This window comes from Pseudomonas laurentiana (assembly GCF_014648275.1).
In the GTDB taxonomy this organism is placed as follows: Bacteria; Pseudomonadota; Gammaproteobacteria; order Pseudomonadales; family Pseudomonadaceae; genus Aquipseudomonas; species Aquipseudomonas laurentiana.
The window spans coordinates 1-15345 of the sequence record NZ_BMQU01000027.1 but is presented as its reverse complement, the minus strand read 5'-3'; the positions used below and the strand labels follow the sequence as shown (position 1 = coordinate 15345).

13 protein-coding genes and 2 tRNA genes are annotated in these 15345 nt (G+C 59.2%); 10 read left to right on the top strand and 5 right to left on the bottom strand.

All coding sequences use genetic code 11. The annotated features are described in order from the left end of the window. Positions 1–6: 6 nt before the first annotated feature. The 3 genes from tmk to IE038_RS21240 are packed head-to-tail and all read left to right on the top strand — an operon-like array spanning position 7 to position 2444. Positions 7–639: a dTMP kinase gene (tmk, locus tag IE038_RS21250; RefSeq protein ID WP_189396238.1), complete on the top strand. Its 633-nt coding sequence runs from the start codon at positions 7–9 to the stop codon at positions 637–639. Then, complete coding sequence (locus IE038_RS21245; RefSeq protein ID WP_163936912.1) at positions 632–1618, top strand: DNA polymerase III subunit delta'; 987 nt, start codon at positions 632–634, stop codon at positions 1616–1618. The genes tmk and IE038_RS21245 overlap by 8 nt, the downstream gene beginning before the upstream one ends. Positions 1619–1655: 37 nt before the next feature. Next, entirely contained in the window at positions 1656–2444 is a 789-nt protein-coding gene (locus IE038_RS21240) for a TatD family hydrolase (RefSeq protein WP_189396237.1), read from the top strand. Positions 2445–2663: 219 nt separating this feature from the next. Here the strand turns inward: IE038_RS21240 and IE038_RS21235 are convergent, their stop codons facing one another. Beyond that, positions 2664–3797, bottom strand: a complete 1134-nt coding sequence (locus IE038_RS21235) for an aminotransferase class V-fold PLP-dependent enzyme (RefSeq protein WP_163939807.1) — start codon at positions 3795–3797, stop codon at positions 2664–2666. A gap of 72 nt (positions 3798–3869) precedes the next feature. On the opposite strand from IE038_RS21235, the gene IE038_RS21230 reads away from it, so the two are divergent. The 4 genes from IE038_RS21230 to IE038_RS21215 all read left to right on the top strand — a co-directional run bounded on the left by IE038_RS21230 (position 3870) and on the right by IE038_RS21215 (position 6857). After that, on the top strand, positions 3870–4508 hold the full coding sequence (locus IE038_RS21230) for a TetR/AcrR family transcriptional regulator (RefSeq protein WP_163939808.1): 639 nt from the start codon (positions 3870–3872) through the stop codon (positions 4506–4508). A gap of 126 nt (positions 4509–4634) precedes the next feature. Beyond that, positions 4635–5603 (top strand): GTP 3',8-cyclase MoaA, encoded by a 969-nt coding sequence (locus IE038_RS21225; protein WP_189396236.1) that lies wholly within the window; start codon positions 4635–4637, stop codon positions 5601–5603. 80 nt (positions 5604–5683) lie between these two features. After that, positions 5684–6286, top strand: coding sequence for a DUF4823 domain-containing protein (locus tag IE038_RS21220; protein ID WP_189396235.1), 603 nt, complete (start codon positions 5684–5686; stop codon positions 6284–6286). 10 nt (positions 6287–6296) lie between these two features. Continuing rightward, on the top strand, positions 6297–6857 hold the full coding sequence (locus tag IE038_RS21215) for a DUF1285 domain-containing protein (protein ID WP_163939810.1): 561 nt from the start codon (positions 6297–6299) through the stop codon (positions 6855–6857). A gap of 139 nt (positions 6858–6996) precedes the next feature. On the opposite strand, the gene IE038_RS21210 is transcribed toward IE038_RS21215, so the two are convergent. Beyond that, positions 6997–7072 (bottom strand) — tRNA-Asn (locus IE038_RS21210). 72 nt (positions 7073–7144) lie between these two features. Continuing rightward, positions 7145–8341 (bottom strand): amino acid aminotransferase, encoded by a 1197-nt coding sequence (locus IE038_RS21205; protein WP_163938121.1) that lies wholly within the window; start codon positions 8339–8341, stop codon positions 7145–7147. Between the two features lie 293 nt (positions 8342–8634). On the opposite strand from IE038_RS21205, the gene uvrB reads away from it, so the two are divergent. After that, a complete protein-coding gene (uvrB, locus tag IE038_RS21200; RefSeq protein WP_163938123.1) occupies positions 8635–10650 on the top strand; it encodes an excinuclease ABC subunit UvrB in 2016 nt (671 codons plus the stop codon). Positions 10651–10659: 9 nt separating this feature from the next. Here uvrB and IE038_RS21195 read toward each other — a convergent pair whose 3' ends face one another. Together IE038_RS21195 and IE038_RS21190 are read right to left on the bottom strand one after the other, a co-directional pair. Further along, positions 10660–12210, bottom strand: a complete 1551-nt coding sequence (locus IE038_RS21195) for an MDR family MFS transporter (RefSeq protein ID WP_498052990.1) — start codon at positions 12208–12210, stop codon at positions 10660–10662. Next, on the bottom strand, positions 12200–13255 hold the full coding sequence (locus IE038_RS21190; RefSeq protein ID WP_163938126.1) for an HlyD family secretion protein: 1056 nt from the start codon (positions 13253–13255) through the stop codon (positions 12200–12202). Before IE038_RS21190 ends, IE038_RS21195 begins: the two co-directional genes overlap by 11 nt. 144 nt (positions 13256–13399) lie before the next feature. Here IE038_RS21190 and gltX point away from each other — a divergent pair, with 144 nt between their 5' ends. Both gltX and IE038_RS21180 read left to right on the top strand, forming a co-directional pair. Continuing rightward, entirely contained in the window at positions 13400–14881 is a 1482-nt protein-coding gene (gene gltX, locus IE038_RS21185; RefSeq protein ID WP_163938129.1) for a glutamate--tRNA ligase, read from the top strand. Between the two features lie 250 nt (positions 14882–15131). Beyond that, a tRNA-Ala gene (locus IE038_RS21180) sits at positions 15132–15207 on the top strand. Positions 15208–15345: the final 138 nt, after the last annotated feature.

The following is a 15345-nucleotide window of genomic DNA, read 5'->3' as shown; positions in this document are numbered from 1 at the left end:
CTGCCTGTGAGCGGCTTGTTTATTACCCTGGAAGGCCCTGAAGGTGCGGGCAAGAGCACCAACCGCGAGTACCTGGCCGAGCACCTGCGCAGCCAGGGCGTGGATGTGCTGTTGACCCGTGAGCCGGGCGGCACGCCGCTTGCGGAGCGTATTCGCGAGCTGTTGCTGGCGCCCAGTGAAGAGCTGATGCACCCCGATACCGAGTTGTTGCTGGTCTTCGCTGCGCGTGCCCAGCACCTGGCCGAGGTGATCCGCCCGGCATTGGCACGGGGCACCGTTGTGCTTTGTGATCGCTTCACGGATGCGACCTACGCCTATCAGGGGGGCGGTCGGGGTTTGTCGGTGGCACGTATTGCCACGCTTGAGCAGTTCGTTCAGGGTGAGTTGCGCCCTGACCTGACCCTGGTGTTCGATCTACCGGTAGAAGTCGGCCTCGCGCGCGCTGCCGCGCGTGGTCGTCTCGACCGCTTCGAGCAAGAGGGGCAGGCGTTTTTCGAGGCCGTCCGTCAGGCCTATCTGGCGCGTGCCGAAGCCACGCCTGAACGTTATCGCCTGATCGATGCCGCCTTGCCGCTGGAACAGGTTCAGCGCGCCATTGATACGTTGCTGCCTGAAATCCTGGAGCGTTGCCGTGGCTGAGGCCTACCCGTGGCAGGAGGCGCTGTGGCAACAGCTGGCAGGGCGTACACAGCATGCTCACGCCTACCTGTTGCATGGTCCTCAGGGTATTGGCAAGCGTGCATTGGCCGAGCGGCTGATGGCCTTGCTGTTGTGCCAGCGCCCCAAGGGGCTGGAGGCCTGCGGTGAGTGCAAGTCGTGCCTGTTGCTGGCTGCTGGCAGCCATCCGGACAACTATGTCCTGGAGCCGGAAGATACCGACAAGCCGATCAAGGTCGATCAGGTGCGTGACCTGGTGTCGTTCATCGTCCAGACCGCTCAGTTGGGTGGCCGCAAGGTGGTGCTGATCGAACCGGTAGAGGCGATGAACATCAATGCGGCCAACGCCCTGCTCAAGAGTCTTGAGGAACCGTCCGGCGATACTGTGTTGTTGCTGGTGAGTCACCAACCCAGTCGGTTGCTGCCGACCATCAAGAGCCGTTGCCTGCAGCAAGCCTGCCCATTGCCTGGTTTTGAGCAGAGCCTGGCCTGGCTCGGCAAGGCGTTGCCCGACAGCGACGAGCAAGAGCGCCTGGAGTTGCTGACCTTGGCTGCGGGTTCGCCGCTGGCGGCTGTCAGCCTGCAGGCACAAGGCGTGCGCGAGCAGCGTGCGCTGGTGGTCGACGGGGTGAAGAAGTTGCTCAAGCAGCAGTCGTCGCCCAGCCAGCTTGCCGAGGCCTGGAGCGCGGTTCCGCTGCTGTTGTTGTTTGACTGGTTTTGCGACTGGTCCAACCTGGTGCTGCGCTACCAGTTGACCCAGGACGAGGAAGGACTTGGCCTTGCCGACATGCGCAAGGTGGTGCAGTACCTCGCGCAGAAAAGCAGCCAGGGCAAGGTGCTGGAGATTCAGGACTGGATTCTTGTGCAGCGCCAGAAAGTGCTGGCCAAGGCCAACCTTAACCGCGTGTTGCTGCTTGAGTCCTTGCTGGTCTCATGGGCAATGCTTACAGCTCAGCGTTGAGCACCGATTTTTCCATTACTTCCGTGAAAAGACACCCATGCTTGTAGATTCCCATTGTCACCTTGATCGCCTCGACCTTACTGCCTGCCAGGGCTCGCTGGATGCCGCTCTGGATGCTGCCAGGGCGAGGGGCGTCGGGCACTTTCTGTGCATTGGCGTCAGTGCGCAGAATGCTGCGGCGGTGAAGGCGGTCACTGAGCGCTATGGTGATGTCGACTGTTCGGTGGGGGTGCACCCGCTAGACTTGGCACCCGGTGCCGAGCCAGCCCTGGACTGGTTGCTGCAGGAGCTGAATCACCCGCATGTCGTGGCAATCGGTGAAACCGGCCTGGATTATCACTACGAGCCTGAGGCTGCCGAGTTGCAGCAGGACTCCTTTCGTCTGCACCTGGATGCCGCGCGTATCACGGGCAAGCCGGTGATCGTGCATACCCGTGCGGCGCGCGCCGATACCCTGGCTCTGCTGCGTGAGGCGGCTTTGCCGCAGGCTGGTGTCCTGCATTGCTTTACCGAGGACTGGGACATGGCCAAGGCCGCATTGGACCTGGGCTTCTATATTTCCCTTTCTGGCATCGTCACCTTCCGTAATGCGGATGCCTTGCGCGATGTGGCGCGCCAGGTTCCGGTGGATCGCTTGCTGGTGGAAACCGACTCGCCGTACCTCGCACCTATTCCCTATCGCGGAAAGCCAAACCTGCCGCAGTATGTGCGGGAAGTGGCGGAGTTTGTCGCCATGCTGCGCGGTGAAACCTATGAGCGTCTTGCAGAGCAGACCACGGCCAACTTCAAGCGTCTGTTTCCTTTGGCGCGTGTTGCTGCGAGCTGAATCGCAGGCAAAAAAAACCCGGGTTCTGGGGGGTGAATCCGGGTTAAGACCATTAGGAGTAAAACAAAGGCACGCAGTCCTTTCGCACCTTTATTAGCGCAACACTTGGGGGGGGTATGTCGCGCTAACAGTTCAAGTATTGGTCAGGATTGCCGCTATTCCACTGCATGTTGGTCGATTTTTAAACAGATTTGGAATACGTTTGGGGTTATTGAGCACTCATTGCTCTGCAATTTGGCGTACCAAGGCCAGTGTTTCGTCGATTACGTGCTTATCCGTATAAAAATGTGGGGAAAAGCGTATACCTGGTCCTCGGGGGATACAGACGACCTGTGCGGCCTTGAGAGACTGGTACACCTGCGCATGTTCCTGGCCGTCGATACTGAACGAAACGATCCCGGCCCGGCGCATTGGCTCCAGTGGGCTGTGCAGGCGCACACTGGGGATGGCGGCAAGCCCGGTGCTCAACCATTGCACGCGTTCTTCAATGGCGGCAGCCACGCGTTCCATACCCACCTCTTCCAGCAACGACAGGCTGGCCTCCAGGGCCACGGCACCGAGCATGTTCGGGCTGCCACATTCGAAGCGCCGCGCACTGCGTGCTGGCTCCCATGTGGTGCGGTTGTAGTCACCCATGTGCTCAAGCATATGCCAGCCATACTCGCTGAGTTCCAGCTGTGGTCGGATTTCGGCTCGGCAGTAGAACACCCCTAGACCCTCCGGGCCGAGCATCCACTTGTGGCCGTCGGCCATGGCGAAGTCGCAATCATAGGCCTGGACGTCAAAGGGCTGGGCGCCTAGTTGCTGGATGGCATCGATGCAGAACAACACGTTGCGCTCGCGGCAGCCGCGTCCCAGGCGGGTGAGGTCCAGGCGCAGACCGCTGGCGAACTGCACGGCACTGATCGCCAGCAGTCGTGTGCGCGAGTCACAAGCCTCCAGCAGGGCGCCTTCCGGGTCCTGCCCCTTGAGGCTGACCTGGCGCACCTTTACGCCTTGGTTGGCCAGGGCCTCCCAGACCACCCGGTTGGAAGGGAACTCCTCATCGCTGATAACGATTTGATCGCCAACCTGCCAGTCCAGGCCGAAGGCGACGAATGAGAGTGCTTCCGAGGTGTTTTTGACCAGCGCGATATCATCCGTCGACGGTGCGTTCGTCAGTCGCTTCAGGCGTTCGCGAAGTCTTTGTTCCATGGCCATCCAGTCTGGATAGTCGCGGGCGCCGATCAAAACGTTCTCTTTGGCGAAGCGCGCGACCGCCTCGGCTGCACGTTTCGGCCAGGGTGCGACGGCAGCATGGTTCAGATAGCGGAGGCCGTCAGCGTGTGGGAACTCATCATGAAACATAGACATGGTTGGATGATCCGTGCATTTTGGCGCAAGTTAGGCATAATACCTGGCTTCGATTTTGATCCAGTCCTTCTTATGCAGAAAGAACCTCGTAAGGTCCGTGAGTTTCGTCGCCGTGAGCAAGAGATTCTCGACACCGCGCTCAAGCTGTTTCTCGAACAGGGTGAAGACAGTGTCACCGTCGAGATGATCGCTGATGCGGTCGGTATCGGCAAAGGCACGATCTACAAGCACTTCAAGTCCAAGGCGGAGATCTACCTGCGCCTGATGCTCGACTATGAGCGCGATTTGAACCAATTGCTGCACTCTGCCGACGTTGATCGCGATAAGGAAGCCCTGTCGCGTGCCTATTTTGAATTCAGGATGCGTGATCCTCAGCGCTATCGGTTGTTCGACCGTCTGGAAGAAAAGGTAGTCAAGGGCAACCAGGTGCCGGAGATGGTCGAGGAACTGCACAGTATCCGTGCCTCCAACTTCGACCGTCTGACCCTGTTGATCAAGGGGCGCATCAGCGAAGGCAAGCTTGAGGATGTCCCGCCATACTTCCATTACTGCGCAGCCTGGGCGTTGGTGCACGGTGCCGTGGCGCTCTATCACTCGCCGTTCTGGAGCAATGTGCTGGAAGATCAGGAAGGCTTTTTCCAGTTCCTGATGGATATCGGCGTGCGCATGGGTAACAAGCGCAAGCGTGATCCCGACGTCTCCGGTAACTAAACCGCTTGGCAGTACTGTAACGCTACTGGCGTGAGCCGCTCGGGAATATACTCGGAGATGAGGCTTGCAAAAACTTGATTTTTGAGTCAGGTTTTGCGAGCCAAATTCATTCGAGCCGGAGTCATCATGATCGTCGATCATCAAGGCAGACGCTTTCGCAATTTGCGTGTCAGCCTTACCGCCGCCTGCAATTACGCCTGCACCTATTGTGTGCCGGACGGCAAGCGACTGGTCGCCGCTCAGGATGAGTTGTCGGCCGAGACGATGGCGCGTGGCGTTGCCTATCTCATCGAGGCTGCGGGTATCGAGCGCCTGCGCATTACGGGCGGCGAGCCGCTGGTCAGTCCGAAGCTCGAGACCTTTCTGAAGACGGTTGCCGGTTTCGGCCTGGATGAAATCAGTCTGACCACCAATGGTCAGTTGTTGGCGCGCAAACTGCCATTGCTGCTGGATGCCGGGATCGCTCGGCTCAACGTGTCCCTCGATACCCTGAATGCCGAAGCCTTTCGCAGTATCGCGCGAGGTGGTGACCTGGCGACGGTGCTCGACGGCATGCAGCAAGCCAGTGCTGCGGGGATGAAAATCAAGGTCAACATGGTGCCGTTGAACGGCCAGAACCTTGACCAGGTATTGCCGCTGCTGGAGTACTGCCTGGCGCGTGGATACGAACTGCGCTTCATTGAATTGATGCGAATGGGGCACCTGGCGCGCGACAGTAATGCGTTCCTGCAGCAGTTTGTCGGCCTGCAACAGCTGCTGCAGGTGATTGGCGAGCGTTACGAGTACCTGCAGGCCGATGCGCCGGTCGATGCGACCGCCTTGCGCTACAGTATTCCCGGTCAGGGTTTCTTTGGTGTGATTGCCAATGAAAGCGTGCCGTTCTGTCGTACCTGTTCGCGTTTGCGGCTGTCGTCCACGGGCTGGCTGCACGGTTGTCTCTCCTCCAGCAACCGCCATTATGTCGGTGACCTTCTGGACAAGCCGCGCCACCAGGCGCTGCCGGCCTTGCAGGGGCTGTTGGTCAAGGCATTGGCCGACAAGCAACCCGTGGCCTTTTCCGGTGGTGCAACCGTGATGAAAATCATCGGTGGCTAAGCGGGCCGTTGGCGAGCTGGCGCAAAATCTGCATCTGCCCACTATTCGCCGGTTTTCCGTCGCCGGCCATTGGAGGAAAGATGCGTAGTCTGGTTGTGCTGCTGGCGCTGACGGCGCTGAGTGGCTGCATGAATGTCAGCGATATGGGCGAGGGTGCCCGTTACCATTTGAGCGATGCCGGCTTGCTCGATCACAGTGAGACCCGGCGTTCGATGTCGTTGCGGCTGCAACCCGACTCGTTTATCTATATTGGCCAGGGGGCGTTCGTACCGCCTGGCGGTGCTTACCCGCGCCCTAACGTTGTGGCCGAAGAGGCGTTCAAGGGCTTCATCGAGTACTTCCCAATGGTGCGTCGTGCTCGCGGGCCATTGGGGCTGGAAGACGCGCTTAACGAGGCGCGGTCAGTCGGGGCCCACTACCTGCTGTATGCACGCTTTGCCAAAGCCGATGACCGTATTGGGAATGGTGACGAGTGGTATGACCAGCAGGCGGTCGATCGCCTGGGAATCGATACGGGTGTGATTCAGTTGATGTTGATTGAGACCAATACCCGTTATTTGATCGATACCGCACGGATCAAGAGTCGCGGCGGTTTGCTGACGTTTCACGACAACAAGCCGGAAGATTTGCTTGCCCAGCCGCTGGAAGACTACGCTCGCAGCCTGTTGGGCATGAGTCTTTGAGGGGTGGATGATGGACAGTACCGGCAAGGCTAACGATTTATTGGCGCAGATCCCCAAAGCAGAAAAGGGGCTGCCTCCGGTGCATCTGTGGAATCCTGACTTCTGTGGCGATATCGACATGCGTATCGCCCGCGATGGCACCTGGTACTACATGGGGTCCCCAATCGGTCGAAAGCCGATGGTTCGGTTGTTCTCGACCATTATCCGCCGAGATGGCGATGACTACTTCCTGATTACGCCGGTAGAGAAGGTGGGGATCACGGTTGACGATGCGCCTTTCGTCGCCGTCAGCCTGGAGGTGCAGGGGAGTGGTGAGCAGCAACTGCTGCGTTTTACCAGCAACGTCGATGAGCAGGTTGATGCCGGTGCTGAACACCCGCTGCGTTTTGAAATTGACCCGTTAACCCAGGAGCCTTCGCCCTACGTACACATCCGCAGCAACCTCGAAGCGCTGATTCATCGCAATGTGTTCTACCAGTTGGTGGAACTGGCAGTGCATCGGCGGATTGACGAGGAGGACTGGCTGGGGGTGTGGAGTGGTGGCCGTTTCTTTCCTATCGGTCGAGCCTGATAGGGTGTCGTTCCGGGTCGCGTGAGTGGCGGGGTGTGCAGATGATTCGGGAGGTGGTGCCTGGGTCGTCAGCGCATTGTCAGTAGGCTGAAACGAAAAAACCTCCAGTGCTTGCGCAACTGGAGGTTTTTCATATGTTTGGCTCCGCGACCTGGACTCGAACCAGGGACCCAATGATTAACAGTCATTTGCTCTACCGACTGAGCTATCGCGGAATCTGTGGCGTATCTTACTGATTGCTAAGGGGAAGTCAAGCTTTTGCTAGCCTCCCCTTGGCAAAAAACAGCTTACAGCACCTCGACGATTGCCTTGGTTACCACGTGAATGTTGCTCTGGTTCAGCGTGGCGACGCAAATGCGGCCGGTATCCAGGGCATAGATACCGAATTCGCTCTTCAGGCGGGCAACCTGTTCGACCGTCAGGCCGGAGTAGGAGAACATCCCGCGCTGGCGACCGACGAAGCTGAAGTCGCGCTTGGCGCCGTACTCGGCCAGCAGTTCGACCATCTGCTTGCGCATGCCGTGGATACGCTGGCGCATTTCACCCAGCTCGGCTTCCCACATGGCACGCAGTTCCGGGCTGTTGAGCACGGCGGCGACGATGCTTGCACCGTGAGTCGGTGGGTTGGAGTAGTTGGTACGGATAACGCGTTTGACCTGCGACAGCACCCGTGCGCTTTCTTCCTTCGACTCGGTCACGATGGACAGTGCGCCAACACGCTCACCGTACAGCGAGAACGATTTGGAGAACGAGCTGGAAACGAAGAAGCTCAGGCCCGATTCGGCGAACAGGCGTACAGCGGCGGCGTCTTCGGTGATGCCGTCGCCAAAGCCCTGGTAGGCCATGTCGAGGAATGGCACGTGACCCTTGGCCTTGATGACGTCCAGGACGTTTTTCCAGTCCTCTGGGCTCAGGTCGACGCCAGTCGGGTTGTGGCAGCAGGCGTGCAGGACGATGATGGAGCCCGACGGCAGGGCGTTCAGGTCTTCAAGCATGCCGACGCGGTTCACGTCGTTGCTGGCGGCGTCGTAGTAACGGTAGTTCTGTACCGGGAAGCCAGCGGCTTCAAACAGCGCGCGGTGGTTTTCCCAGCTTGGGTCACTGATGGCGACGACAGCGTTTGGCGACAGTTGCTTGAGGAAGTCGGCACCGATCTTCAGTGCGCCGGTACCACCGACGGCCTGGGTGGTGATCACGCGGCCAGCGGCCAGCAGTGGCGACTCGGCACCGAACAGCAGCTTCTGGACGGCCTGATCGTAGGCAACAATGCCATCGATTGGCAGGTAGCCGCGGGAGGCGTGCAGGGCGGCGCGTTGGGTTTCGGCTTCGATGACCGCGCGCAGCAGTGGGATGCGCCCCTCTTCGTTGCAGTAGACCCCTACACCCAAGTTGACCTTGTTGGTGCGGGTATCGGCGTTGAATGCTTCGTTGAGGCCCAGAATGGGATCGCGTGGTGCCAGCTCGACAGCGGAAAACAGGCTCATTATTACCTTGGCTCTGAATGGAGGGTGAAAGAGGTCGCACGCTCCAGTCGGATGCACTAGAGCGGTGCATAAACGGGGAGTCAGTATAGTGATACCCATCGGTCACGGCGACAGTCCGACGCAGCTTTTCCTGCAGTTTGACCGATTATTTTTTTACCGTTAGTCGATTTACCGGGTTGAAAGCAGGAAATACGCCCCATGTCAGGTTGAAACTGGCGTTAGGTGCCCTTCATTCGGTATAAATACTGTCTATAAATACAGTTGCCTGTATCCGTACATCTCAGGGGTTTGTCATGTCCGAGTTTCAACTCGTCACCCGTTTCCAGCCGGCTGGTGATCAGCCTGAAGCCATCCGCCTGATGGTCGAAGGCATTGAGGCCGGGCTTGCACATCAGACCCTGCTTGGCGTGACCGGCTCTGGCAAGACGTTCAGCATTGCCAATGTCATCGCTCAGGTTCAGCGGCCAACGTTGGTGCTGGCGCCGAACAAGACCCTTGCGGCGCAGTTGTACGGCGAATTCAAGGCGTTTTTCCCGAACAACGCAGTGGAGTACTTCGTTTCGTACTACGACTACTACCAGCCTGAGGCCTATGTACCGTCGTCTGACACCTTCATTGAGAAAGATGCGTCGATCAACGACCATATCGAGCAGATGCGGCTCTCGGCGACCAAGGCGTTGCTGGAGCGACGCGACGCGATCATCGTGACTACCGTGTCCTGTATCTATGGCTTGGGTAGCCCGGAAACCTACCTGAAAATGGTGCTGCACGTGGACCGTGGCGACAAACTCGACCAGCGTGCCTTGCTGCGTCGTCTGGCCGACCTGCAGTACACCCGCAATGAAATGGATTTTGCCCGTGCCACCTTTCGCGTGCGGGGCGATGTGATCGATGTGTTTCCGGCCGAATCGGACCTGGAGGCCATCCGCATCGAGCTGTTCGATGACGAAGTGGAGAACATCGCCGCTTTCGATCCCCTGACTGGCGAGGTGATTCGCAAGCTGCCGCGCTTCACCTTTTACCCGAAGAGCCACTACGTCACTCCGCGTGAAACCTTGCTGGAGGCGGTGGAGGGCATCAAGGAAGAGCTCAAGGAGCGCCTGGAGTACCTGCACAAGGCGAACAAGCTGGTCGAGGCGCAGCGTCTTGAGCAGCGCACCCGTTTCGACCTGGAGATGATCCTCGAGCTGGGCTACTGCAACGGCATCGAAAACTACTCGCGCTACCTCTCGGGGCGTCCTGCCGGTGCGCCGCCGCCGACGTTGTACGACTACCTGCCCGATGACGCCCTGCTGGTCATCGACGAGTCCCATGTCAGTGTTCCTCAGGTCGGCGCCATGTACAAAGGCGACCGCTCGCGTAAGGAAACCCTGGTCGAGTACGGTTTTCGTCTGCCGTCGGCACTGGATAACCGGCCAATGCGTTTTGATGAATGGGAAAGCGTCAGCCCCCAGACCATTTTTGTTTCGGCAACCCCGGGGCCTTACGAGGCCGAGCATGCGGGACGGGTGGTCGAGCAAGTGGTGCGGCCGACAGGGCTGGTTGATCCACAGGTCGAGATACGCCCGGCAACCACGCAGGTGGACGATCTGCTTTCGGAAATCCGCAAGCGTGTCGCCGTCGAAGAACGTGTGCTGGTGACCACACTGACCAAGCGCATGGCAGAGGACCTGACCGATTACCTTGCCGATCATGATGTCCGGGTGCGTTACCTGCATTCTGATATCGACACGGTGGAGCGGGTCGAGATTATCCGCGACCTGCGGTTGGGAACCTTCGACGTGCTGGTCGGCATCAACTTGTTGCGGGAAGGCCTGGACATGCCGGAAGTGTCGCTGGTGGCCATTCTCGATGCCGACAAGGAGGGCTTCCTGCGTTCGGAGCGCTCGCTGATCCAGACCATTGGCCGAGCCGCGCGGAACCTCAATGGCCGGGCGATTCTCTACGCCGACCGGATGACCGGCTCGATGCAGCGCGCCATTGATGAAACCGAGCGCCGTCGGGAAAAGCAGGTCGCTTTCAACGAGGCCAATGGCATCGTGCCCAAGGGGGTGGTCAAGGACATCACCGACATCATGGAAGGGGCCACTGTTCCGGGTTCGCGCAGCAAGAAGCGCAAAGGCATGGCCAAGGCGGCAGAGGAGAGCGCGCGTTACGAAGCCGAACTGCGTTCACCGGCCGAGATCAGCAAGCGCATCAAGCAGCTTGAAGAGAAAATGTACCAGTTGGCCCGAGACCTGGAGTTCGAGGCCGCGGCACAGTTGCGTGACGAGATCGCGGCCTTGCGTGAGCGCTTGTTGACGGCCTGATGGCGTGTGTCAGTGTGCTTCCCCGGCTTTGAGCCCTGCTGGCAATTGACGGGTCAGCAGGACCGCCAGCATGCTGATGGCCAGCCCAAGCCCGACCCAGTGGAACGCATCGTTGTAGGCCATGATCTGCGCCTGCTGGTGGGTGATCTCGCTGAGCTTGCCCAGTGCTGCGGTTTCACTGCCAAGCTTCTCCGTGAGTAATGCCAGGCGTTCGGCGACCTGCGGATTACTAGGCACCAGTGACTCACGCAAATAGTCGAAGTAGACCTTGGTGCGCGCATCCAGCAGCGTTGCCAGCAGGGCAATGCCGATGGCACCACCCAGGTTGCGCAGGATGTTGAACAGGCTCGACGCCGAGCCGGCATCCTGGGGCTGGATGTAAGCGGTGGCAATCAGCGAAATGGTCACCATGATCATCGGTTGGCCGAGGGCGCGGATGATCTGGATCTGGTTGAACTGGCTGCCGGCAAAGTCTGGGTTTAGTGCACCGGAGCCGAAACTGGCGATGCCGAACAGGGCAAAGCCCAGGGTGCAGAGGATCTTGGGCGAAATCACTTTCATCAATTGCGGAACCAGCGGGATCAAGAACAACTGGGGTATGCCCATCCACATGATCACTTCACCGATCTGCAGGGCGTTGTAGTTCTGAATCTGCGCCAGGTACAGGGGGAGCAGGTAGACCGAGCCGTACAGACCAAAACCCATGCCGAGGCTGGAAATACTGCACAGGCCGAAATTGCGGTTGCCGAGGATGCGCAGATTGATCAGTGGGTTGGGTTTGGAAAGTTGCAGGATGACAAAGGTGATCAGGCTGAACAGGGCAATGCTGAACAGGCCGACAATCAGGCTCGATTCAAGCCAGTCTTTGCGGTGACCTTCCTCAAGGAACACTTGCAGGCAGCCCAGGCCGATACCCAGGCTGACGATGCCCGCGTAGTCGGTGCTCTTCAGTAGCTCCCAGTGCGATGCCTTTTTCTCCAGGCCATAGAGCATGCCCGCGATCATCAGCAGCCCGGGCGGGATATTGATATAGAAGATGTACTCCCAGCCCCAGTTTTCGGTCAGCCAGCCGCCCAGCGTCGGGCCGATGGATGGCGCGAAGGTGGCGGTCATGGCAAACATGGCCATGCCCTTGGCGCGGTGGTGTTCCGGTAGCTTGATCAGGGTGAGGCTGAAGGCCAGCGGAATAAGGGCGCCGCCGGTGAAGCCTTGCATCGCACGAAAGATGATCATGCTTTCCAGGTTCCAGGCCATTGAACACAGCAAGGATGACCCCAGAAAGCCCAGCGATACCCATGTCGCCAAGCGCCGAGCCGAAAGCAGCTGCACCAGCCACGCGGTGAGCGGAATCATGATGATTTCCGCGACCAGGTATGAAGTGGAAATCCAGGAGCCTTCTTCCAGGGTTGCAGACAGCGCACCCTGGATATCCTTGAGCGAAGCGTTGGTGATCTGGATATCCAGCACGGCCATGAATGCACCGAGCATCGCGCTCATCACAGCAATCCAGTCCCGTCGGCTTGGTTCGCCGATGGGACGGATCAAGGCATCACCGGCCATTGTCAGGGCTGCCAGCGGTGCGCAGGTCTACCGTGGCAGTGACGGACATGCCCGGACGAATCCTGCCTTGTAGCGCATTGTTCGGGGCAAAGGTCAGTTTTACCGGAATACGCTGAACCACTTTGGTGAAGTTGCCGGTGGCATTGTCCGGTGGCAGCAGGCTGAACTGGGCGCCAGACGCTGCGAACAGGCTGTCGACCCGGGCCTCAATCGGCGTGTCCGGGTAGCTGTCGAAGGTCAGCTCGGCGCGCTGGCCGGGCTGCATCTTGCCGATCTGGGTTTCCTTGAAGTTCGCCTGAACCCAGATGTCCTGGTCTGGAACGATCGACAACAGGTAGGCACCGGCCTGCACATACTGGCCATTGCGTGCGGCACGTTGCCCGATAAAGCCGCTGATCGGTGCATGGATTTCGCTGCGGGTCAGGTTCAGTTCGGCCTGGGCCAGCTCGGCGCGAGCGCTGGCGATCTGTGCGTCGAGGCGTTTGATCTCGGCGCTGAGGGCGTTGACCTGTTGGCGCTGTCCCTGCAGGTCGGCCTGGGCCTTGCTCACCTGGGAGCGTGCGACGTGGCTTTCCGCTGACAGGGTGGTCACGCGCTCTTCTGAAACAAAACCGGGTTTACGCAGTGTCTGTGCTCGATTGAGGTCCAACTGCGTGCGCCCGAGTGTGGCTTCACTGGCAGCCACTTGTGCTTGTCCTGCGGCAATCAGGCTCGCTTGTTGGGTCAGGCGGCTTTCGGCTTGCAAGCGCTCGGCCTCTCGGGTCGCGAGGTTGGCTCGTGCGTGTTCCACCGCCAGGTTGAAGTCGTCCTGCTCCAGGCGAACCAGTACCTGGCCTTTCTCCACGCGCTGGTTGTCCTCGACCAGTACGGCATCGATACGTGCACCAAGTTGGCTGGAAATGCGCGTGATTTCACCTTGAACATAGGCGTTGTCGGTGGTTTCGTAGAAGCGTCCCTTGAAGTACCAGTGCGCCAGGAAGGCGAGTGCGACAAGCAGGGCCAGCGTGAAGAAAATCAGCAGGCGACGTTTGAGTTGGGCAGGCATGAGTACGATCGTTCTAAAAATGTAAGCAGATTTAACAGCGTTTGGATCCGCTGGCACAAGTGACGATCGCGCCCATTGCTGGAGCCGAGTGCCCGCTCCCTGTTAACATCCAGCCTTTGTTTCATCTCTTGTTCGAGACTCTCAATGACCACCGTTCGCACGCGAATCGCGCCATCGCCGACTGGCGATCCCCATGTCGGCACCGCTTACATCGCCCTGTTCAACTACTGCTTTGCCAAGCAGCATGGCGGTGAGTTCATCCTGCGTATCGAAGATACCGACCAACTGCGATCGACCCGTGAGTCCGAGCAGCAGATCTTCGACGCCCTGCGCTGGCTCGGTATCGAGTGGAGCGAAGGGCCGGACGTCGGTGGCCCGCACGGCCCGTACCGGCAGAGCGAGCGTGGTGACATCTACAAGCAGTATGCTCAACAACTGGTCGACATGGGGCACGCCTTCCCGTGCTTCTGCACCGCCGAAGAACTGGACCAGATGCGTGCCGAGCAGATCGCACGTGGCGAGACGCCGCGTTATGACGGTCGTGCCTTGCTGCTCTCGCCTGAGGAAGTTCAGCGTCGCCTGGCTGCGGGCGAGCCTCACGTTATCCGCATGAAGGTACCGACCGAAGGTGTCTGTGTGGTGCCGGACATGCTCCGTGGCGACGTCGAAATCCCGTGGGATCGCATGGACATGCAGGTCTTGATGAAGACCGATGGCCTGCCGACCTACTTCCTGGCCAACGTCGTCGATGACCACCTGATGGGCATCACCCATGTGTTGCGCGGTGAAGAATGGCTGCCATCGGCACCGAAGCTGATCAAGCTCTACGAGTACTTCGGTTGGGAACAGCCGGTCCTGTGCTACATGCCGCTGCTGCGTAACCCGGACAAGAGCAAGCTGTCCAAGCGCAAGAACCCGACCTCGGTGACCTTCTACGAGCGTATGGGCTTCATGCCCGAGGCCATGCTCAACTACCTGGGGCGCATGGGCTGGTCGATGCCGGATGAGCGTGAGAAGTTCTCCCTGGCCGAGATGGTCGAGCATTTCGATCTGTCGCGGGTTTCCCTGGGCGGGCCGATCTTCGATATCGAGAAGCTGTCCTGGCTCAATGGCCAGTGGTTGCGCGATCTGCCGGTCGAGGAATTTGCCGCGCGTGTTCAGCAGTGGGCGTTCAACAGCGACTACATGATGAAGATCGCACCGCACGTGCAGGGCAGGGTGGAAACCTTCAGCCAGATCGCGCCACTGGGCGGGTTCTTCTTTGAAGGTGGCCTGAAGCTCGATGCGACGCTGTTCGAGCACAAGAAATTGTCCGCTGATCAGGTCCGTCAACTGATGCAGTTGATCCTGTGGAAGCTGGAAAGCCTGCGTCAGTGGGAAAAGGATCGCATCACTGGCTGCATTCAGTCTGTGGTCGAGGCATTGGCGCTTAAACTGCGCGATGCCATGCCGCTGATGTTCGCCGCGATTACCGGCCAGGCCAGTTCGGTCTCAGTGCTCGACGCCATGGAAATCCTTGGCCCGGACCTGACCCGCTACCGCCTGCGTCAGGCGCTGGACCTGCTGGGTGGTGTGTCGAAGAAAGAGAACAAGGAGTGGGAGAAGCTGTTCGCGTCCATCGCGTAAGCGTGCTGCCTTGCACAACGCCCCTGTGGCGCCGGCAACTTCGGCCTCATGGGGGCGTACACCCCTGAATTACCGGGTGTTTTCTCGCTGAGGGCGGTAAGTGTTTGTTATCTCGGAAAAAAACTTTGGATTTTGTTAAAAATTTATTTGACAGGTCTGTGATCCGATCTTAATATGCGCCCCGTCCACAGCGATGAACGAAACGAAGCGCGAAGCACCTAGCCAAGCGATTCAGTTCAAAGCGACTTGTGGGGCTATAGCTCAGCTGGGAGAGCGCCTGCATGGCATGCAGGAGGTCAGCGGTTCGATCCCGCTTAGCTCCACCAATTTCCAGGTTCGTAGTTTTTGTTTAACTGCGGATACGATCAGGATGAAGTCTGATCGATTGGTAGAAGGGTTGCGTCCCCTTCGTCTAGTGGCCTAGGACACCGCCCTTTCACGGCGGTAACAGGGGTTCGAGTCCC

Coding starts and splice junctions, on each gene's coding strand:
- IE038_RS21240 (WP_189396237.1), top strand. CDS start 1,656: ATGCTTGTAGATTCCCATTGTCACCTTGATCGCCTCGACCTTACTGCC.
- IE038_RS21220 (WP_189396235.1), top strand. CDS start 5,684: ATGCGTAGTCTGGTTGTGCTGCTGGCGCTGACGGCGCTGAGTGGCTGC.
- IE038_RS21195 (WP_498052990.1), bottom strand. CDS start 12,210: ATGGCCGGTGATGCCTTGATCCGTCCCATCGGCGAACCAAGCCGACGG.
- IE038_RS21205 (WP_163938121.1), bottom strand. CDS start 8,341: ATGAGCCTGTTTTCCGCTGTCGAGCTGGCACCACGCGATCCCATTCTG.
- IE038_RS21235 (WP_163939807.1), bottom strand. CDS start 3,797: ATGTCTATGTTTCATGATGAGTTCCCACACGCTGACGGCCTCCGCTAT.
- IE038_RS21230 (WP_163939808.1), top strand. CDS start 3,870: ATGCAGAAAGAACCTCGTAAGGTCCGTGAGTTTCGTCGCCGTGAGCAA.
- IE038_RS21190 (WP_163938126.1), bottom strand. CDS start 13,255: ATGCCTGCCCAACTCAAACGTCGCCTGCTGATTTTCTTCACGCTGGCC.
- IE038_RS21225 (WP_189396236.1), top strand. CDS start 4,635: ATGATCGTCGATCATCAAGGCAGACGCTTTCGCAATTTGCGTGTCAGC.
- IE038_RS21215 (WP_163939810.1), top strand. CDS start 6,297: ATGGACAGTACCGGCAAGGCTAACGATTTATTGGCGCAGATCCCCAAA.
- gltX (WP_163938129.1), top strand. CDS start 13,400: ATGACCACCGTTCGCACGCGAATCGCGCCATCGCCGACTGGCGATCCC.
- uvrB (WP_163938123.1), top strand. CDS start 8,635: ATGTCCGAGTTTCAACTCGTCACCCGTTTCCAGCCGGCTGGTGATCAG.